Source organism: Kribbella sandramycini, from assembly GCF_013131805.1.
GTDB classification, from domain to species: domain Bacteria; phylum Actinomycetota; class Actinomycetes; order Propionibacteriales; family Kribbellaceae; genus Kribbella; species Kribbella sandramycini.
The window spans coordinates 408,243-424,823 of the sequence record NZ_JABJRC010000007.1; the positions used below are offsets into that span (position 1 = coordinate 408,243).

16 protein-coding genes and 1 tRNA gene are annotated in these 16,581 nt (G+C 68.8%); 7 read left to right on the forward strand and 10 right to left on the reverse strand.

Annotated features, from left to right (window positions below; translation table 11 throughout):
• The 6 genes from HPO96_RS27515 to HPO96_RS27540 form a co-directional block, all read right to left on the reverse strand.
• Positions 1-1,293, reverse strand: a complete 1,293-nt coding sequence (locus HPO96_RS27515; RefSeq protein WP_171677236.1) for a homoserine dehydrogenase — start codon at positions 1,291-1,293, stop codon at positions 1-3.
• Entirely contained in the window at positions 1,290-2,696 is a 1,407-nt protein-coding gene (gene lysA / locus HPO96_RS27520; RefSeq protein ID WP_171677237.1) for a diaminopimelate decarboxylase, read from the reverse strand. Before lysA ends, HPO96_RS27515 begins: the two co-directional genes overlap by 4 nt.
• Positions 2,693-4,351, reverse strand: coding sequence for an arginine--tRNA ligase (argS, locus tag HPO96_RS27525; protein ID WP_171677238.1), 1,659 nt, complete (start codon positions 4,349-4,351; stop codon positions 2,693-2,695). Before argS ends, lysA begins: the two co-directional genes overlap by 4 nt.
• A 61-nt stretch (positions 4,352-4,412) precedes the next feature.
• Positions 4,413-4,916, reverse strand: a complete 504-nt coding sequence (locus HPO96_RS27530; protein ID WP_171677239.1) for a hypothetical protein — start codon at positions 4,914-4,916, stop codon at positions 4,413-4,415.
• An 11-nt stretch (positions 4,917-4,927) separates the two neighbouring features.
• Positions 4,928-5,116 (reverse strand): PspC domain-containing protein, encoded by a 189-nt coding sequence (locus tag HPO96_RS27535; protein WP_171677240.1) that lies wholly within the window; start codon positions 5,114-5,116, stop codon positions 4,928-4,930.
• A 119-nt stretch (positions 5,117-5,235) separates the two neighbouring features.
• Positions 5,236-6,000 carry a hypothetical protein gene (locus HPO96_RS27540; RefSeq protein ID WP_238355545.1) on the reverse strand — a complete coding sequence of 255 codons (765 nt, stop codon included), beginning with the start codon at positions 5,998-6,000 and terminating at the stop codon, positions 5,236-5,238.
• Between the two features lie 148 nt (positions 6,001-6,148).
• On the opposite strand from HPO96_RS27540, the gene HPO96_RS27545 reads away from it, so the two are divergent.
• The 4 genes from HPO96_RS27545 (at position 6,149) to HPO96_RS27560 (ending at position 9,694) form a co-directional block, all read left to right on the forward strand.
• Positions 6,149-6,220 (forward strand) — tRNA-Arg (locus HPO96_RS27545).
• Between the two features lie 603 nt (positions 6,221-6,823).
• Entirely contained in the window at positions 6,824-7,639 is an 816-nt protein-coding gene (locus tag HPO96_RS27550) for a histidine kinase (protein ID WP_171677242.1), read from the forward strand.
• The gene (locus HPO96_RS27555) at positions 7,630-8,274 is read left to right on the forward strand and encodes a response regulator transcription factor (protein WP_171677243.1); all 645 of its coding nucleotides are present in this window, start codon (positions 7,630-7,632) and stop codon (positions 8,272-8,274) included. Before HPO96_RS27550 ends, HPO96_RS27555 begins: the two co-directional genes overlap by 10 nt.
• A 13-nt stretch (positions 8,275-8,287) precedes the next feature.
• Complete coding sequence (locus tag HPO96_RS27560) at positions 8,288-9,694, forward strand: serine hydrolase (protein WP_171677244.1); 1,407 nt, start codon at positions 8,288-8,290, stop codon at positions 9,692-9,694.
• Here HPO96_RS27560 and HPO96_RS27565 read toward each other — a convergent pair.
• Genes HPO96_RS27565 through HPO96_RS27580 form a run of 4 tightly spaced genes read right to left on the reverse strand, consistent with a single transcriptional unit; the run spans position 9,683 to position 13,366 of the window.
• The gene (locus HPO96_RS27565) at positions 9,683-10,597 is read right to left on the reverse strand and encodes an SDR family NAD(P)-dependent oxidoreductase (protein ID WP_171677245.1); all 915 of its coding nucleotides are present in this window, start codon (positions 10,595-10,597) and stop codon (positions 9,683-9,685) included. The genes HPO96_RS27560 and HPO96_RS27565 overlap by 12 nt on opposite strands.
• Complete coding sequence (locus HPO96_RS27570) at positions 10,594-11,031, reverse strand: SRPBCC family protein (protein WP_171677246.1); 438 nt, start codon at positions 11,029-11,031, stop codon at positions 10,594-10,596. Before HPO96_RS27570 ends, HPO96_RS27565 begins: the two co-directional genes overlap by 4 nt.
• Positions 11,028-12,491: an SDR family oxidoreductase gene (locus HPO96_RS27575; protein WP_171677247.1), complete on the reverse strand. Its 1,464-nt coding sequence runs from the start codon at positions 12,489-12,491 to the stop codon at positions 11,028-11,030. Before HPO96_RS27575 ends, HPO96_RS27570 begins: the two co-directional genes overlap by 4 nt.
• A complete protein-coding gene (locus tag HPO96_RS27580) occupies positions 12,488-13,366 on the reverse strand; it encodes a MerR family transcriptional regulator (RefSeq protein ID WP_171677248.1) in 879 nt (292 codons plus the stop codon). The genes HPO96_RS27575 and HPO96_RS27580 overlap by 4 nt, the downstream gene beginning before the upstream one ends.
• 95 nt (positions 13,367-13,461) lie before the next feature.
• Here HPO96_RS27580 and HPO96_RS27585 point away from each other — a divergent pair, with 95 nt between their 5' ends.
• The 3 genes from HPO96_RS27585 to HPO96_RS27595 are packed head-to-tail and all read left to right on the forward strand — an operon-like array spanning position 13,462 to position 16,579.
• Positions 13,462-14,709 (forward strand): NAD(P)/FAD-dependent oxidoreductase, encoded by a 1,248-nt coding sequence (locus HPO96_RS27585; RefSeq protein WP_171677249.1) that lies wholly within the window; start codon positions 13,462-13,464, stop codon positions 14,707-14,709.
• Positions 14,706-15,410: a DUF1365 domain-containing protein gene (locus tag HPO96_RS27590; protein ID WP_337796835.1), complete on the forward strand. Its 705-nt coding sequence runs from the start codon at positions 14,706-14,708 to the stop codon at positions 15,408-15,410. Before HPO96_RS27585 ends, HPO96_RS27590 begins: the two co-directional genes overlap by 4 nt.
• Positions 15,407-16,579: an SAM-dependent methyltransferase gene (locus HPO96_RS27595; RefSeq protein ID WP_171677250.1), complete on the forward strand. Its 1,173-nt coding sequence runs from the start codon at positions 15,407-15,409 to the stop codon at positions 16,577-16,579. Before HPO96_RS27590 ends, HPO96_RS27595 begins: the two co-directional genes overlap by 4 nt.
• Positions 16,580-16,581: the final 2 nt, after the last annotated feature.

Sequence of the window (16,581 nt, forward strand, 5' to 3'; positions counted from 1 at the left end):
CTACTCGCCTTCTACCCGCATCACACTGCTGACTTCACGGACGATGTCCATGTCCCGCAAGGCCTCCACGGTTCCGGACAGGGCCGCGTCGGTCGCGGTGTGGGTGACGACCACCAACTCGGCGTCGCTGCCCCGGCCCTCCTGGCGGACGGTCTGGATCGACACGTCGTGCTCGGCGAAGGCCTGGGCCACGGCCGCCAGCACACCGGCCTTGTCGGCCACGTCCAGGGACACGTGGTAGCGGGTCATCGCCTGGCCCACCGGACGCACGGCCCGCTGGGTGTACGACGACTCGCCGACCCCCGGCACACCCTTGAGCCGGTTCCGCGCGGCGGACACGAGATCCCCGAGGACTGCGCTGGCCGTCGGGGCGCCGCCGGCACCACGACCATAGAACATCAGCTGGCCGGCCGCCTTACTTTCCACGAAAACGGCGTTGTACGCGTCCCGGACGCTGGCCAGCGGATGCGTCACCGGGATCATCGCCGGGTAGACGCGGGCGCTGACCGAGTCGGTCGCCTCGTCGAGCTCGCAGATCGCCAGCGACTTCACCACGCAGCCCATCTCCCGGGCCGAGGCGATATCGGTCGCGGTCACCTCGGTGATGCCCTCGCGGTGCACATCGGCGATCGAGACCCGGGTGTGGAAGGCCAGGCTGGCCAGCAGCGCCGCCTTCGCGGCCGCGTCGAACCCCTCGATATCGGCGGTCGGGTCGGCCTCGGCGTACCCGAGGGCCTGCGCCTCCTCGAGCGCCTCGTCGAAACCGGCGCCGGTGGAGTCCATCTTGTCGAGGATGTAGTTGGTCGTGCCGTTGACGATGCCCATCACCTTGGTCACGTCGTCACCGGCCAGCGACTCGCGCAGCGGCCGCAGGATCGGGATCGCGCCGGCGACGGCGGCCTCGAAGTACAGGTCGCGCTGGTACTTCTCCGCGGCCGCGAACAGCGTCGGGCCGTCCTCGGCGAGCAGCGCCTTGTTCGCCGTGACGACGGAGGCGCCGTGCTCCAGCGCGGTCAGGATCAGGCCGCGCGCGGGCTCCAGGCCGCCGATGACCTCGATCACCAGATCCAGGTCGCCGCGGGAGACCAGCGCCTGCGCGTCGGTCGTGACCAGCGCCGGGTCGACCGCGATGTCACGCTCCCGGCCGGCCCGGCGGACGGCGATCCCGGCGATCTCCAGCCGGGCGCCGACCCGGGCCTCCAGGTGATCCGCCTGCTCGGTCAGGATCCGCACCACTTCGGTGCCGACCACTCCGCAACCGAGCAGGCCGACCTTCAGAGGTTTCGCACTCATCCCTCGACCCCCATGTCCAGCAGCAGCATGTCGTCCTCGGTCTCACGGCGCAGGACGACACGCGTCTGCCCGTCCTTGACCGCGATCACCGGTGGCCGCGGTACGTGGTTGTAGTTACTCGCCATCGAGCGGCAGTACGCGCCCGTCCCCGGTACGGCGACCAGGTCGCCGGGGCCGACGTCGGAGGGCAGGAACTCGTCCTTGACGACGATGTCGCCGGACTCGCAGTGCTTGCCGACGACCCGGGCCAGGGTCGGCGTGGCGTCGGAGTACCGGTTCGCGAGCGTGCAGGAGTAGTCGGCGTCGTACAGCGCGGCGCGGATGTTGTCGCTCATCCCGCCGTCGACCGAGACGTACGTCCGGGCGGCGCCGTTGTCGAGCGCGACCTCCTTGACCGTGCCGACCGAGTAGACCGTGCACATCGCCGGGCCGACGATCGCCCGGCCGGGCTCGATCGAGACCTTCGGGACGCCGACGCCGAACGCGCGGCACTCGTGCTCGACGATCTTGCCCAGCTCGGTGGCCAGCTGCGCCGGGTCCGACGGGTCGTCCTGGGTGGTGTAGGCGATCCCGAACCCGCCGCCCAGGTCGAGCTCCGGCATATCGACGCCAAGCTCCTCGGAAACCCTTGCGTGCAAGGAGATCACGCGTTTCGCGGCCACCTCGAAACCGGCCGAGTCGAAGATCTGCGAGCCGATGTGCGAGTGCAGGCCGAGGAGCTCCAGCTCGGGCGCTTCGTTGACCCGGGCAACGGCTTCGAAGGCCGCGCCGGAGGCGATCGAGAAGCCGAACTTCTGGTCCTCGTGGGCGGTCGCGATGTACTCGTGGGTGTGCGCCTCGACGCCCGCGGTGACCCGGACCATCACCGGCGCGACGATGCCGCGCTCGCGGGCCAGCGCGATCAGCCGGTCGATCTCGAACAGCGAGTCGGCGACGATCCGGCCGACGCCGGCGTCCAGCGCGCGGGTCAGCTCGGCCACCGACTTGTTGTTGCCGTGCAGCCCGAGGCGCTTCGGGTCGGCGCCCGCGCGGAGCGCGACGGCCAGCTCGCCGCCACTGCAGACGTCGAGGTTCAGCCCCTCCTCCATCACCCAGCGGACGACCGTCGTACTCAGGAACGCCTTACCGGCGTAGAAGACGTCGAAATCCTTGAAGGCGGTCTTGAAGGCGCGGGCGCGGGCGCGGAAGTCCTCCTCGTCCAGGACGAAGGCCGGGCTGCCGTGCTCGGCGACCAGCTCGCGGACGTCGACGCCGCCGATCACCAGCGAGCCCTCCGCGGTCTTCTTCGCCGTCCCGGACCAGAGCTGCGGGACCAGGTCGTTGACGTTACCGGGGGTGTGCAGCCAGGACGGGCCGCGGTGGCCGGCCTGGGCGTGCAGCGCGCCCGCCTCGTGGGCCCTCACATCCGCTCCGGGGCGGAGACGCCGAGCAGGTCGAGGCCGTTGGCCAGCACGGTCCGCGTCGCGGACACCAGGGTCAGGCGAGCCTTGTGCACCGGCTCCACCTCCTCGTCGCCGCGGGGCAGCACCCGGCAGCTGTCGTAGAACTTGTGGAACGCCGAGGCGGTGTCCTCGAGGTAGCGGGCGATCCGGTGCGGCTCGCGCAGCTCGGCCGCCGTCGCGACGATCCGCGGGAACTCGGCCAGCGCGCGGAGCAGATCGCCCTCGCGCTCGTGGCTGAGCAGGCCGGGCGCGAACTCGTCCAGCTTGATGCCGAGCTCGTCGGCGTTGCGCAGGATCGAGGCCAGCCGGGCGTGCGCGTACTGCACGTAGTAGACCGGGTTCTCCGAGACCTGCTTGGTCATCTCCTCGATGTCCAGCGTCAGCGGCGAGTCGACCGGATAGCGGCACAGTGTGTACCGGAGCGGGTCGACGCCGCCCTCCTCGACCAGCTCGGCCAGCGTGACGATGGTGCCGGCCCGCTTGGACAGCCGCATCTCCGCGCCGCCCTTGAGGATCTTCACCAGCTGGCCGATCAGGATCTCGATGTTGTGCCCGGGGTCGTCGCCCGCGCAGGCCGCGATCGCCTTCAGCCGGTTCACGTAGCCGTGGTGGTCGGCGCCGAGCAGGTAGATGCAGACCTCGAAACCGCGCTCGCGCTTGTTCACGTAGTAGGCGGCGTCGGAGGCGAAGTACGTCGGCTCGCCGTTGGACCGGATCATGACCCGGTCCTTGTCGTCGGTGAAATCCGTCGTCCGCATCCAGAGCGCGTCGTCGGCCTCGTAGAGGTGGCCCTGGGCGCGGAGCTTCTCGATCGCGTGGCCGACGCCGTCCTGCTCGTGCAGGCTGCGCTCGGAGTACCAGACGTCGAACTTCGTCCGGAAGTGCTCCAGCTGGCTCTGCTGCTCCTTGAGCTGGCGCTCGTACCCCGCCTCGCGGAACGCGACGGCCTGCTCGTCGGCGGGCAGCTCGGTGATACCGGGCACCTCGGCGACGATCCGCTGGGCCAGCTCGCCGATGTACTCGCCGTGGTAGCCGTCCTCGGGGATGGGCTGCCCGGTGGCCGCGGCCTGCAGGCTGGCGCCGAACTTGTCCATCTGGTTACCGCGGTCGTTGATGTAGAACTCGCGGGTCACCTTGGCGCCGGCGGCGATCAGCACCCGGGCCAGCGCGTCGCCGACGGCGGCCCACCGGGTGTGGCCGAGGTGCAGCGGGCCGGTCGGGTTGGCCGAGATGAACTCCAGGTTCACCGCGACGCCCTGCAGGGTGTCCGTCGTCCCGTACGCCGGGCCGGCGTCCAGGATCACCTGGGCGATCTTGCCCTGGGCATCGGCCGCGACCCGGACGTTGAGGAAGCCGGGGCCGGCAATCGACACCTCGGTGATCGCCTCGTCGTCGGTCAGCTTGGCGGCCAGCAGCTCGGCGAACTGGCGCGGGTTCATCCCGGCGCGCTTGCCGAGCTGCATGGCGACGTTGGTCGCGTAGTCCCCGTGCTCGGGGTTCTTGGGCCGCTCGACCTTCAGCTCGCGCGGCAGCCCGCCCTCGACAGTGATGGCGCCGTCGGCGGCGAGTGCGGTCAGGGCCTGCAGGATCTTCTCAGCGAGCTGTTCCGGGGTCACCGCCCCAGCCTAATGGCGACCGGCCCGATCCTTGGACTCGCCATCCACAGCCCGGAACGGGTCACCTGTCGACACTCACCGTGATCCTGGCGCCACCGGTGAACCGGACATCCCACGGCGCCGGCTGCCCGTCGACGGTGATCTTGAGGTTCTTACACGCTCCGGCGAGGCATTTTTCGTCGTACTTGAGCCCCCAGAGCGTGAAGAACTGGGCCAGCGTCGGCTGCTCGGAGGTGGTCTTGGCCTCCACGTACACGAGTCCATCGGTGGTGTGGGTGTGGACGGCGGCCTGCTCGGCCCGGATCCGGTCGACGCCGATCCCGGCCGGGACCTGGACCGGATTGCCGTCCACGATCACCTTGACCCGCAGCGTGTACGGCGACGGCCCGGAGAAGTCGAGCGGGAGTCGTTCGAACCCGGCCTTCTCGATGTAGGAGACGGCGTCCCGGGGAGCGTCCCAGGGCGGGGCGGTGGTGCGGAGGTCGGCCGCCGCCGGTTTGGCGGGGCCGACTCCGCAACTGGCGAGCAGAAGTACCGCGGCCAGCGCACCCACTTCTGCTCTCACGAAGGGTCAGATTAGTACTTCTCGGCCGGCACCATGATCCAGAGTGCGAGGTAGATGAGCACCTGCGGACCCGGCAGGATGCAGCTGACCACGAAGATCAGGCGCATCGTGTTGGGCTTCATACCGAACCGACGGGCCAGTCCGGCGCAGACACCGCCGAACCAGCGACCGTGCGACGGGCGAACCAGAGCGCTAGCCATGAGTACCGACATCCTTTCGTGGGGGGCTTACGTCCACTATGACGACACTGGTACCCGCTGGGATCCCGCCGCACCGGTCTTCCAGGGTCTCCTCAGGGAGAGCCCTTAGCCCTTAGCTCTTATCGCTGGAAGCGGTAGGTCTTGCTGTCGATCGTGATGCAGACGCTCGGCGAGAGCACGATGACGCGTAGCGTCCCGTCCGGCTCGTAGTAGTCGATGCCCTCGACCTCGAAGCTGCCGGTGCAGCCGCTTTTGAGCGGGAGCTGGCCCAGCGAGGTGACTCGCCCGGTCACGTCGCTCGCACCGACCGGCGCCGACAGGTCGACCTGCAGCAGCGGCTTCGTCGTACCGAACAGCGTGCCGGCCGGGTCGTCCGACGCGCACAGCAGCCGCGTCGCCGTCACGAAGTCACAGCCCTGGACGTCGCGCACCGGCCGATCCAGGTTCACCCGCGACGCCAGCGGCAGGTTCTGCGCCGGGTTCGTCGCCCGTACCCCCGGCATCGGGAACACCAGCAGCCGGTCCATCGTCCCCCACTCGCCGTTCACCATCCACTGCGTGTCCGGCGACACCGCCGACCAGCTGTTGTTGGTCGCCTCCCACGACTCCAGCGCGTGCGTGTAGCTGGCCCACGCCCCCGTCGGCGACTGCACCCGGAACAGCTTCCCGCCCCGATCGTCCCGCTGGTACGGCTCGACGTACCACCCCTCCGCCGCCCCCGGATCCCCCACATGGTTCCACCCGCGGAACAACAGATCCGCCGGCACCGTCCCCGACCCCGTGTACCGGTACTGCGTCACCCCGCCCCGAGTCACCGTAGCGAGCCCCTGCCCCTCGTCCAGCGGCCGCGCATTGTCCGACCCCACCAACCGCCACCCGTCCACAGCATGAGCCTGTGCCGGCCACAACACGGCACCCACCACCACCATGAGAACAATCCCCAGTCTGCGCATGCCCAGAGTTCTACCCCGCCGAACAGCCCCCAATTCGAACTTGGCACGAACATGCTGCTACTGTTCACCTCGTTCCTGAGCCCCCGTAGCTCAGGGGATAGAGCACCGCCCTCCGGAGGCGGGTGCGCAGGTTCGAATCCTGCCGGGGGCGCGCGGACGATCTGGGCGATCCATGTCAGCAAACTGCGCTGACTAGGATCGCCCTTCGTGCTTTGTGGGGGCGCAGCCCCCACACCCCGCCCGATCTGGGCGATCCATGTCAGCAAACTGCGCTGACTCGGATCGCCCTTCGTGCTTTGTGGGGGCGCAGCCCCCACACCCCGCCCGGAGGGGCTCCGCCCCCCGGACCCCCTCCGTGGTCGCCCCCGGCCCTCCCGGGCCTCACGCCCCCAGCAGCTCCCGCCCAACCCACAGCCCCCGTCACCGACACCACCGGGCTCGGCAGCCGCGCCCCCTCCAGCGGCCGACGGCTACCTGACCCAAGCAAAGGCACCGGCCGCCCTCAGCCAACTGACCCACAGCACCCCAACCCCGGCGGCTCGGCACCTCGGCCAACTTCCAGCGGCCGGTGGTTGCTGGGGCCAGGCGAGGGGGTCGGCCGCCTTCGGCTGAGGGAGGGAGGTTTGTGGGAAGCCGCAGGGTGGTGGCGGGGTGGGGTGATTACGGTTTGGGGATGGGCGGCTGGCGGCGGCGGTGGGGGGTTGGGGTGGGGCGTGGGGTTGTGGGTGGGTTGGGGGGTGGGGTGGTGGTGCTGGTGGGAGTTTGGGTGGTGCTGAGTGTGCGGGCGCTGGGAGGTGGGGAGGCCGAGCGGAGCTGGTGGGATCCGATTACTTGGGCCGGGTTCGGGGTGTTGGTGGTGTTTCTGGCCGCGGTGGGGGTTGTCGGGCTGGTCGGGGTGCAGCGGTGGGTTGCGTTGTGGCGGCTGGCTCCTGGTGAGCGGGAGGCCTGGCGGCTGCGGGTGGAGCAGTTGACCCGTAGCCGGTCGGAGGTGCTGGAGGCGGTGACCAGCGAGCGCCGACGCATCGAGCGCGACCTGCATGACGGCGTACAGCAGCGGCTGGTCGGCCTGGGCATGCTGCTCGGCCGTGCCCAGCGGCTGGACGACGAAGCGGCAAGAGCTCTCGTCCGCCAGGCCCAGGAGGAAACCCAGCGTGCCCTCGCCGAGCTGCGGGAGGTCTCCTGGCGGATCCACCCAGTAGCCCTCGACGACGGCGGCCTGTCCGTCGCTCTGGAGGAGCTGGTCGAACGCTCCGCCGTCCCCACCACCCTCACGTACGACGTACCAACCCGACCCCACCCCGCGTCGGAGACCGTCGCGTACTTCGTCGTCCGCGAGGCTCTCACCAACGCCCTCAAACACAGCCAAGCCACACGCGTCGACATCACCGTCCGACGCACAGACGACGTCCTACTGGTTGAGGTGACCGACAACGGCACCGGCGGCGCCCGAGTGCGCAGCGGCGGCCTGTCCGGCCTGGCCCGCAGGGTAGCGGCGTACGACGGCCAGTTCGTGCTCACCAGCCCGGCCGGTGGCCCGACGACCCTGCGAGTGGAGCTTCCATGCGGATAGTGCTCGCCGAAGACAGCACGCTCCTGCGCGCCGGCCTCATCAGTCTGCTGCGCGAAGCCGGCCACGACGTCGCAGCAGCGGTCGGCGACGGCGATGCGCTCATAGCCGCCTGTGCGGAGCACCTCCCGGACGTAGTGATCGCCGACGTCCGCATGCCCCCGACGTTCACCAGCGAAGGTCTGCAAGCCGCCCTCACCATCCGGCAGGCACACCCCGGCATCGGCGTCCTCGTCCTCTCGCAGTACGTCGACAAGCGCTACACCGGCCAACTGCTCGACGGAGAGGCCCGCGGCGTCGGCTACTTACTGAAGGACCGCGTGGTCGAGGTCGAAGACTTCCTGGAGGCCCTGCACCGGGTAGCGGCCGGCGGTACGGCGTTCGACCCCGAGGTGGTCCGGCGGCTGCTCAACCGGGCCCGCGACACCGAAGCGCTCGCCCGTCTCACCAGCCGCGAGTACGACGTGCTCGAACTGATGGCCCAGGGTCACACCAACGACTCCATCGCCGCCCGGCTCTACATCTCGCGCAGCGCCGTCGAGAAACATGCCAACGCGATCTTCGACAAACTCCGGCTCAACGACGCCGACGGCTTCAACCGACGCGCTCTGGCGATCATCCGCTTCCTCAACGCCTGAAGGACTTTCACCCGTGCACACCAGGCTTCTGGCTGCCTGCACGGCCGTCGCCACTCTGTGGACCGGCCTGCCCGCAGCCCAACCCGAACCCGCCTCGATCGCCGCAGTCGTCGAGCGCAACCTCGGCCCGACCCGCCTCCCCGGCGTCGCGGTCGCAGTGGTCAAGGACGGCCGCGTCGTCCACACCGGCGGCTACGGCCGCCAAGCGAACGGCGAACCGGTCAGCAGCCGGACGCCGATGCGCATCGCGTCGCTGTCCAAGTCATTCACCGCACTAGCCGTACAGCAGTTGGCCGAAGCCGGCCGGCTACGTCTCGACGACCCCGTCGTACGACGTCTGCCCGAGTTCGCGATGTCAGACGCCAGAGCCGGCCGGATCACCATCCGGCAGCTACTCGACCACAGCTCCGGCATGTCCGACAAGAGCTACCCCGAAGCCGCCGTCCGCCAACCGGAGTCGCTGCAACAGGCCGTAGCTGCTCTGCGCCCGGTCAAACTCACCAGTGCGCCCGGCGAGCAGCATGCGTATCACAACCCCAACTACTGGGTCGCTGCGCGAGTTGTCGAGGTGGTGAGCGGCCGCCCCTTCGCGGACTACCTCCAGCAGCAGGTCTTCCACCCGCTCGGGATGTCGTCGACGCAGACCGTGAACGACTGGGGCGCTGCAGTTCCCGGTTTGGTGGACGGCCACAACCGCTTCCTCGGCTTCACCCAGCCGCGCTCCGAGCCACACCGCTTCGTCGCCGGCTCCGCAGGGATCGTCACCACGGCGACAGACCTCGCCGCCTGGCTCGCCCTGCACACCAGCAAATCGGCGAGCCCAGTCCTCTCCCCCGCCGGGCTGCGCGAGCTACACCGCCCCAGCGCACCAGACGGCCACTACGCCCTCGGCTGGGACAACCCCGAACCAGATCAGGTCGCCCACAACGGCTCGTCCTTCACCTCAACGGCCACGATGGTCCTGCTACCCAACACCGGCTACGGCATCGCGCTGCTCTCCAACAGCCGCATGCCACTGGAGTCCGACGCAGAGGCGATCATGTCCGGCCTGATCGCTCTCACCGAAGGCGCTCCCGCACCAGACGCACCACTACCGCTGGCCTTCCTAGCTGATGCATTCGCCCTTACCGGCGCAACCCTGCTCGCCGTCGGCGCAGTAATTGCAGTACGCCGAGCCAGCAACTGGGCGCGACGTCGTCGTACCTGGTGGACAGCGGCGCTCCGAACCCTGCCCTACCTACTACCCACACCGTTTCTCGCCTTCCTGCCTCGCATCCTCGAACTGGTCACAGGCGGCCGCGGAGTCACGTTCTTACTGCTCTCCCACCTCTGGCCGACCTTTCTCGCCGCAACCGGCCTGACAGCCATTGCCGGACTCGTGGTCGCGACCGCGCGAGTCCGCGCCCTACTACAGCGCTAGCGCGGCTCGGCAGTACTCCCACGTCCGACGGCGCTCGGCTGCCGTGTCACGAGTCCGATTCAGATAGTGCGTCGGCCGAATGGCTCGGTCGTGCCAGAAGTGACCCGAGGGCGGAGCGGGATGCGTAGCGGCCAACCACAGCGTGGTGTCGATGCCTTGCTCCGGAGTACGCAGTACTGGCTGCGTGAGCTTGGTGAACAACGGCAGCGAGTCCGTCAGGCCTGGAGTGGCCGACCACCCGGGATGCATGGTGGCAACGGTCAACTCCGGCAAGTGCGTAGCCAGCAGCGGCGTCAGCGCGACCTGCACTCGCTTCGACCGTGCATACGCAACAGCGCCCTTGTACGGCGTCTCCCGGTACTCCAGATCGGCCGGAAGTCGCTGCGTGTACATCCCACCCGACGCGACCAGAATGACGCGCCCATTGGCGAGCTGCGGACGGAGCAGCTCAGTCAACAGCAACGGACCGAGCACATGCGTCGCCAAGGTGAGCTCATGCCCTTGGGCGCTCTCCGTCCGCTGCGGCGGCATCACGCCGGCGTTGTGAACCAGTACGTCGATGCGGTCGGTCACCTTGTCGACATAGCGCCGCACGGCGTCCAGATCAGACACGTCACACTCGTCGACGACAAACTCACCACCCGGCACCTCACTCCGCAAGTCAGCAACCGCATCGGCCGCTTTGGCAGCAGAACGGACGACGACGTGGACAGTCGCGCCCAACCGGGCCAGCCCGGCCGCCGTCGCTTTCCCCAGCCCTGAACGCGCTCCGGTGACCACAGCGGTCTTACCGGCAAGCGCATCCCGTCGCGGGTCTGCCGCCGACCAGCTCCGACTGCGGAGACCGTAGCCGAGCCGGGAGTAGCCCAGGACGATACTGCGATCCAGCAACGTGTCGATCATGCAGCCAGCTTCCCCAGTGCGTTGCGCAGCCCTTCCTCGGCCTCCTCGCCGAGGCGGTCGAAAGCCTTGCGCAGAAAGGGTTCCGCGAACCGTGCGAGCCCCTTCAGCTGGAACTCGGCGCGATAGGTCACCCGCGTGCTGCCGGCACCGCCGTCGAACGTCATGGTGTCGCGAGCGACCACTGTCTTGTTCTCGCCGCGCAACACGATCCGCCCCGGCCGGTCGAACTCTTCGACGACATAGGTCAGCTGAGTCTCCCGTCCGGAGAACTGCGAGATGTTCTGGTACGTCGTCCCGACGCCGCCGGCTCCGGAGACGCGGCGCGTCCGGACCGTGCCCGGATCCCACTCCTCGGTGGTCTCGAAATCGGCGAGGTAGTCGAAGACGCGCTCGGCGGGCGCTGCGACGGTGACGTCGCGCTCGATGACGATCATGGCTGCTCCTTCGGGGCTTCGGCGGCGTGCGCGATGTTGCGCTGCATGCCGCCGAAGACAACGTCGTGGAACGGACGGATGGCGGCCCAGTAGAGCTCTCCGGGCAGGCCGCGGGGATGGAAGAGGGCGCGCTGCCGGAACAGCGTGCGGCCCGCGGAGTCGGTGCCGCAGTGCAGTTCGAGCCAGGCCTCACCCGGCAGCCGCATCTCGGCGCGCAGGCGCAGGAGGTGGCCGCGCTCGAGCGTTTCGACGCGCCACCAATCCAACGGATCGCCTACCGAGAGAGTGTCCGGGTGCCGGCGTCCGCGTCGGAGGCCTGGCCCGCCGACGACACGATCCAGAACGCCGCGCGTCCACCAGCCGAGCCGCCAGGAGTACCAGCCGCGCCTGCCGCCGATGCCCTCGATGATCTGCCACAGGCGTTCCGGCGTGGTGGCCACAACGCTTTCGCGTTCGTCGACGTACAGAGAGCCGCCGGACCAGTCCGGGTCGCCGGGGAGCGGGTCGCTCGGCGCTCCGGGAGTAGAGGCGGACGCCCACGACGTACTGACGTCGAGGTCCTGGATCTTCTGCAGAGCCAGCTGCACTGCGCGGTCGAAGCCGATCTCAGCCGGCTCGACGTACTGGTCGATGTCGCTGTCCTTACAGACGACCTCATGCACCAAGCTGTCGACCAGCGGCTTCGCGATCCCGCTCGGCACCGGCGTGACCAGACCGACCCAGTGACTCGACAGCCGCGGCGTCAACAGCGGCAGCGCGACGATCCGCCGGCGCTGCAGACCAGCCACCTCGGCGTAGCGCTGCATCATCTCCCGGTACGTCAGAACGTCCGGCCCGCCGATGTCGAACGGCCGGCTGACAGCCGCCGGCATCCGCGCCGACTCGACCAGATAGCGCAGTACGTCGCGGACGGCGATCGGCTGGATCCTCGTGTCCAGCCAGCGCGGTGTGACCATGACAGGCAGCCGCTCGGTCAGGTAGCGCAGCATCTCGAACGACGCCGAGCCAGAGCCCAGAATCACCGCAGCCTGCAGCACAGTGGTCGGAACGCCGCTGGCCAAGAGGATCTCGCCCACCTCACGACGTGAACCGAGATGTGGCGACAGCTCCTGGTTGTCCGGGTGCAAACCGCCCAGGTAGACGATTCGACCGACAGCGGCCTCACGAGCCGCCGCACCGAAGGCCAGCGCCGTCCGCCGATCCAGCTCCTCGAACCGACGACCGGTCCCCAGCGCGTGGATCAGGTAGTAGGCGACATCCACACCATCCAGCGCCTTGGCCAGGACGGCGGAGTCGACCGCATCCCCTTCGACGACCTCGATCCGCGATCGCCACGGCCGGTCGGCGAGGCGGTCGGGATGTCTGGCCAGCACGCGGACGTCGTACCCGGCGGCAAGTAACTCAGGCACCAGCCGCCCACCGATGTATCCGGTGGCTCCGGTGACCAGGACGCGACTCATCGTTCACTCCAGCGTTGGGCAGCAGTGACCGGGTCGACGTCGACGTACTCGGCGCCGACCGCGGTAGCGAGCTCGACAGAGGCGCCGCGCCCCGCGATTGCCAGTGCCCGTTCCTCCGCGAGTTGAACAAGTTCTGACCGGACAGCCTCGAACACCGCCGGATCGGATGACGCCAGCATCACCAGATCCGGCTTCAGGATCGCTGCGGTGCTTGCAACCTCGGACATCGGCGAGTCGGCGCCAAGGAAGACCACGCGCCAGCCGGCTCGCCGTAGCACCAGACCGAACGACAGCAGTGCGATGTCGTGCAGCTCTCCGGGCGGACAGGCGAGCAGCGCGCGATTGTGGCCGCCGCTGAGCCCTGGAGACATCGCTGCGAGCCGGGTACGGATGACCTGGCTGGCGAAGTGCTCCTGGCCGATGGTCACCTCACCCCGCGCCCACCGCTCCCCCAGCCCGTGCAGGTACGGCAGCAGCACGTCGCGGATGACAGCCTCAATGGTCAGCGTGCTGAACAGTTGGTCGAGCACGATGTGCGCGGCCGGCTCGTCCAACTGCTCCAATGCCTCGCCGAGGGCGGTCACACCGACTGGCTGAGTCGACGGGCCCACGACCGGGATGAATGCCGGGGGCGGCGTCGACTCCGCCAGTACAGCACGAGCAGCCTCCGCTGCCGAGATTCCGTCGGCGAGGAACGCGCGCATCCGCTGCACGCGCCGGACATCCTCCTCCGAGTACAGCCGGTAGCCCCCTGCCGAGCGTGCGGGCGACAGCAGTCCGTACCGCGTCTCCCAAGCCCGCAGTACGTGCTCGCTGACTCCGGCGCGTTTGCTCAGCGCACCGATCCGCAGCCCGTTGGGTACCGAAGTCTCCACAGCGTCACTATACAGACATTAGACAGACCTTTGACGAAGCTTGCCCAATCCGCCTAATCTCTAGACAGACCCTAAACAGCCTGGAGGCCCCACCCATGACCGAGTCCGTAGCCGTGATCGGCGCCGGCGTGTCGGGCCTGACCGCCGCGTACCTGCTCACCCAGCGGTACGACGTCACCCTGTTCGAGGCCGAGCCCCGCCTGGGCGGCCACGCGCACACCCACGACATCACCGACCCCGCCGGGCGCCCGCTGGCGATCGACACCGGCTTCATCGTGCACAACGACCGCACCTATCCGCTGTTGCGCCGGCTCTTCGCCGAACTCGGCGTCCAGGCGCGGCCGACCGAAATGAGTATGAGCATCAGCGACCCGGCCAGCGGCCTCGAATTCGCCGGTGGGCGTGGAGCGGCCGGTCTGTTCGCGCAGCGCCGCCGCCTGGTCGACGCCCGGTTTCTGAGCCTGCTGACCGAGGTACGCCGGTTCCACCAGCGGGCCGCCGACTACATCGCCCGTACCGGCGACGACGACCTCACCACCCTCGGCGACTTTCTGACCGCCGAAGGCTTCAGCCAGCGCTTCGTGCGGCTGTACGCCGTGCCGGTCGTGTCGTGTGTGTGGTCGTGCGGCGGCCGCTCCGCACTGGAGTACCCCGCCCGCTATCTGTTCCGCTTCCTCGACCACCACGGCATGCTCTCCATCGGCGGCTCGCCGCAGTGGATGACCGTCACCGGCGGCTCCCGCCAGTACGTCGACGCTGTCGCCGCAAAACTCGGCCCGGTCCGCAGCGGCACGCCGGTTCGGTCCGTACAGCGGCATCCCGACGGTGTGAGCCTGGCGGTCGCGAACGGCGACATCGTCGAGTTCGACCGGGTCGTGCTCGCCGCACATGCCGATCAGGCCCTCGACCTGCTCACCGACGCCACGCCGACCGAGAAGACCGTCCTGGGCGCTTTCGAGTACAGCCAGAACGCAACGGTGCTGCACACCGACGACTCGTTGCTCCCAGCCACGAAGGGCGCCCGTGCGTCCTGGAACTACGTCATCCGGCCCGGCGCGCCGCTGACCACGTACTGGATGAACCGGCTGCAGGGGCTCGACACCGACGAGACCTATCTGGTCACGCTGAACGGCGCAGAGACCGTCGACCCAGCGAAAGTACTCGCACGGATGAACTACGCGCACCCGGTCTACACGCCGGAGGCCGTCGCCGCACAGCGCCGCTTGCCGACGCTCAACCGCGGCAGGACGGCATTCGCCGGCGCCTACCACGGCTGGGGTTTCCACGAGGACGGGTGCCGGGCCGGCGTCGCTGCGGCGGCTGCCCTGGGAGTCGCCTGGTGAGCCTGCCCGAACTGCCGGCCATCGTCACTGGACATGTCGGCCACGGCCGGTCCGTTCCGATTCGGCACCGGTTCAAGTACCGCGTCTACCAATGGCTGGTCGACCTGGACGACCTGCCCCGGCTGCCGTGGTACCTGCGCCCGTTCAGCCGGTTCGACGCCCGCGACCACCTCAGCGGTACCGGTCCAACCATCAAGGCCGACCTCCTGCGCTACCTGCGCAGTCAGGGCATCGAGTTCGACGGCCGGGTCCTGATGCTCGCCAACGCTCGGGTATTAGGTCACGTCTTCGATCCACTCACGGTGTTCTGGTGCGTCGACAGTCCCTATGTCGTCGCAGAGGTCCACAACACGTACAGCGGTCGCCACACCTATCTGTTGACCCCGGACAGCGACGGCGCTGCCGAAACCGCGAAGGAGTTCTACGTGTCGCCGTTCAACGACGTGTCCGGTCGCTACCGGCTCCAGTTCGAGCTGGACCCTGATCGGGTCCGAGTTCAGGTGAGCCTGTCGCGTGCCGGCCGTACTGTCTTCGGAGCGAGCTTCGACGGTGCCCCGACGCCCGCAACGACCCGAGCAGTGCGCAACGCCGTACTGCGGATGCCACTGATGCCGCAGCGGGTGTCAGCGCTGATCAGACTCCACGGCGTCTGGCTGTGGGCGCGCGGTCTACCCGTCGTGCCGCGAGAGGCGGTCCGATGAGGGCCCGGCTCGCGCGGCTGATCGTCGACCGGATGCTTGATCAGGTACCGGTCCGGGCGATTTATCCGGACGGCACTGTTCGCGGTGCCGGAGCGGCGGACTCGCCGGCGCTTCAGATCGTCCGTCCGCAGGCGATGTTCGAGCGACTGGCTCGCAGCCCGAAGATCGGCCTTGGCGAGAGCTACATGGCCGGCGACTGGACTGTGGCCGACGGCACCGATCTCGGCGAGTTGATGACACCGTTCGCCGCGCGGCTCACTGAGCTGATCCCACCGCAACTGACGCGCTTCCGGCGGGTAGTGGACCGACGTCTCCCCCGACGGACGCGGAACACCCCAGCTGGCTCTCGCGACAACATCAGCGCGCACTACGACCTCAGCAACGAGCTGTTCGCCGCCTTCCTGGACCCGAGCATGTCCTACAGCTCAGCACTCTTCGAGCAGGTCGATGAGGAGCTGGAGACCGCACAGCACCGCAAGGTCGAACGCATCCTCGATCTGGCCGGTGTCGGCCCCGGAAGTCGCGTACTGGAGGTTGGCGCCGGCTGGGGCACGCTGGCGATTGCCGCGGCCCGCCGAGGCGCGCTGGTCACCGGTATCGGGCTCGCAATCGAGCAGGTCAATCTGGCCCGCAAGAGGGCCGCAGAGGCCGGGCTGACCGACCGAATCGACCTGCGCCTGGAGGACTACCGATCTGTCACCGGCACGTACGACGCGATCGTCAGCGTCGAGATGATCGAGGCCGTCGGCGAGGAGTACTGGCCTACCTATTTCCGAGCCCTGGAAGGGCTTCTGGCACCCGGAGGGACCATCGCGATCCAAGCGATCCTGATGGACCACGACCGGCTGCTGGCAACCCGCAACTCCTACGGCTGGATCCAGAAGTACATCTTCCCCGGAGGCTTGATCCCCTCCCGCACAGCGATCGACCAGACCGTAGCTGCGCACACCTCGCTCACAGTGGAGGAGGACTTCCGTTTCGGCCCGGACTACGCCGAAACGCTGCGCCGCTGGCGACACCGGTTCCAGGCCAACAGCGCCGCAGTCCGAGCCGAGGGCTTCGACGAGACGTTCCAACGCACGTGGGAGTTCTATCTGGCGTACTGCGAGGCCGGCTTCGCATCTGGCTATCTGGACGTCGCCCAACTCAGTTTGCGGCGCCGTTCGTAGGA

What these genes read in the sequence shown, in the direction of transcription:
- HPO96_RS27515 (WP_171677236.1), bottom strand. Translation starts at nt 1,293, where the DNA reads ATGAGTGCGAAACCTCTGAAGGTCGGCCTGCTCGGTTGCGGAGTGGTC.
- HPO96_RS27535 (WP_171677240.1), bottom strand. Translation starts at nt 5,116, where the DNA reads ATGGCTAGCGCTCTGGTTCGCCCGTCGCACGGTCGCTGGTTCGGCGGT.
- HPO96_RS27555 (WP_171677243.1), top strand. Translation starts at nt 7,630, where the DNA reads ATGCGGATAGTGCTCGCCGAAGACAGCACGCTCCTGCGCGCCGGCCTC.
- HPO96_RS27565 (WP_171677245.1), bottom strand. Translation starts at nt 10,597, where the DNA reads ATGATCGACACGTTGCTGGATCGCAGTATCGTCCTGGGCTACTCCCGG.
- HPO96_RS27570 (WP_171677246.1), bottom strand. Translation starts at nt 11,031, where the DNA reads ATGATCGTCATCGAGCGCGACGTCACCGTCGCAGCGCCCGCCGAGCGC.
- HPO96_RS27575 (WP_171677247.1), bottom strand. Translation starts at nt 12,491, where the DNA reads ATGAGTCGCGTCCTGGTCACCGGAGCCACCGGATACATCGGTGGGCGG.
- HPO96_RS27585 (WP_171677249.1), top strand. Translation starts at nt 13,462, where the DNA reads ATGACCGAGTCCGTAGCCGTGATCGGCGCCGGCGTGTCGGGCCTGACC.
- HPO96_RS27595 (WP_171677250.1), top strand. Translation starts at nt 15,407, where the DNA reads ATGAGGGCCCGGCTCGCGCGGCTGATCGTCGACCGGATGCTTGATCAG.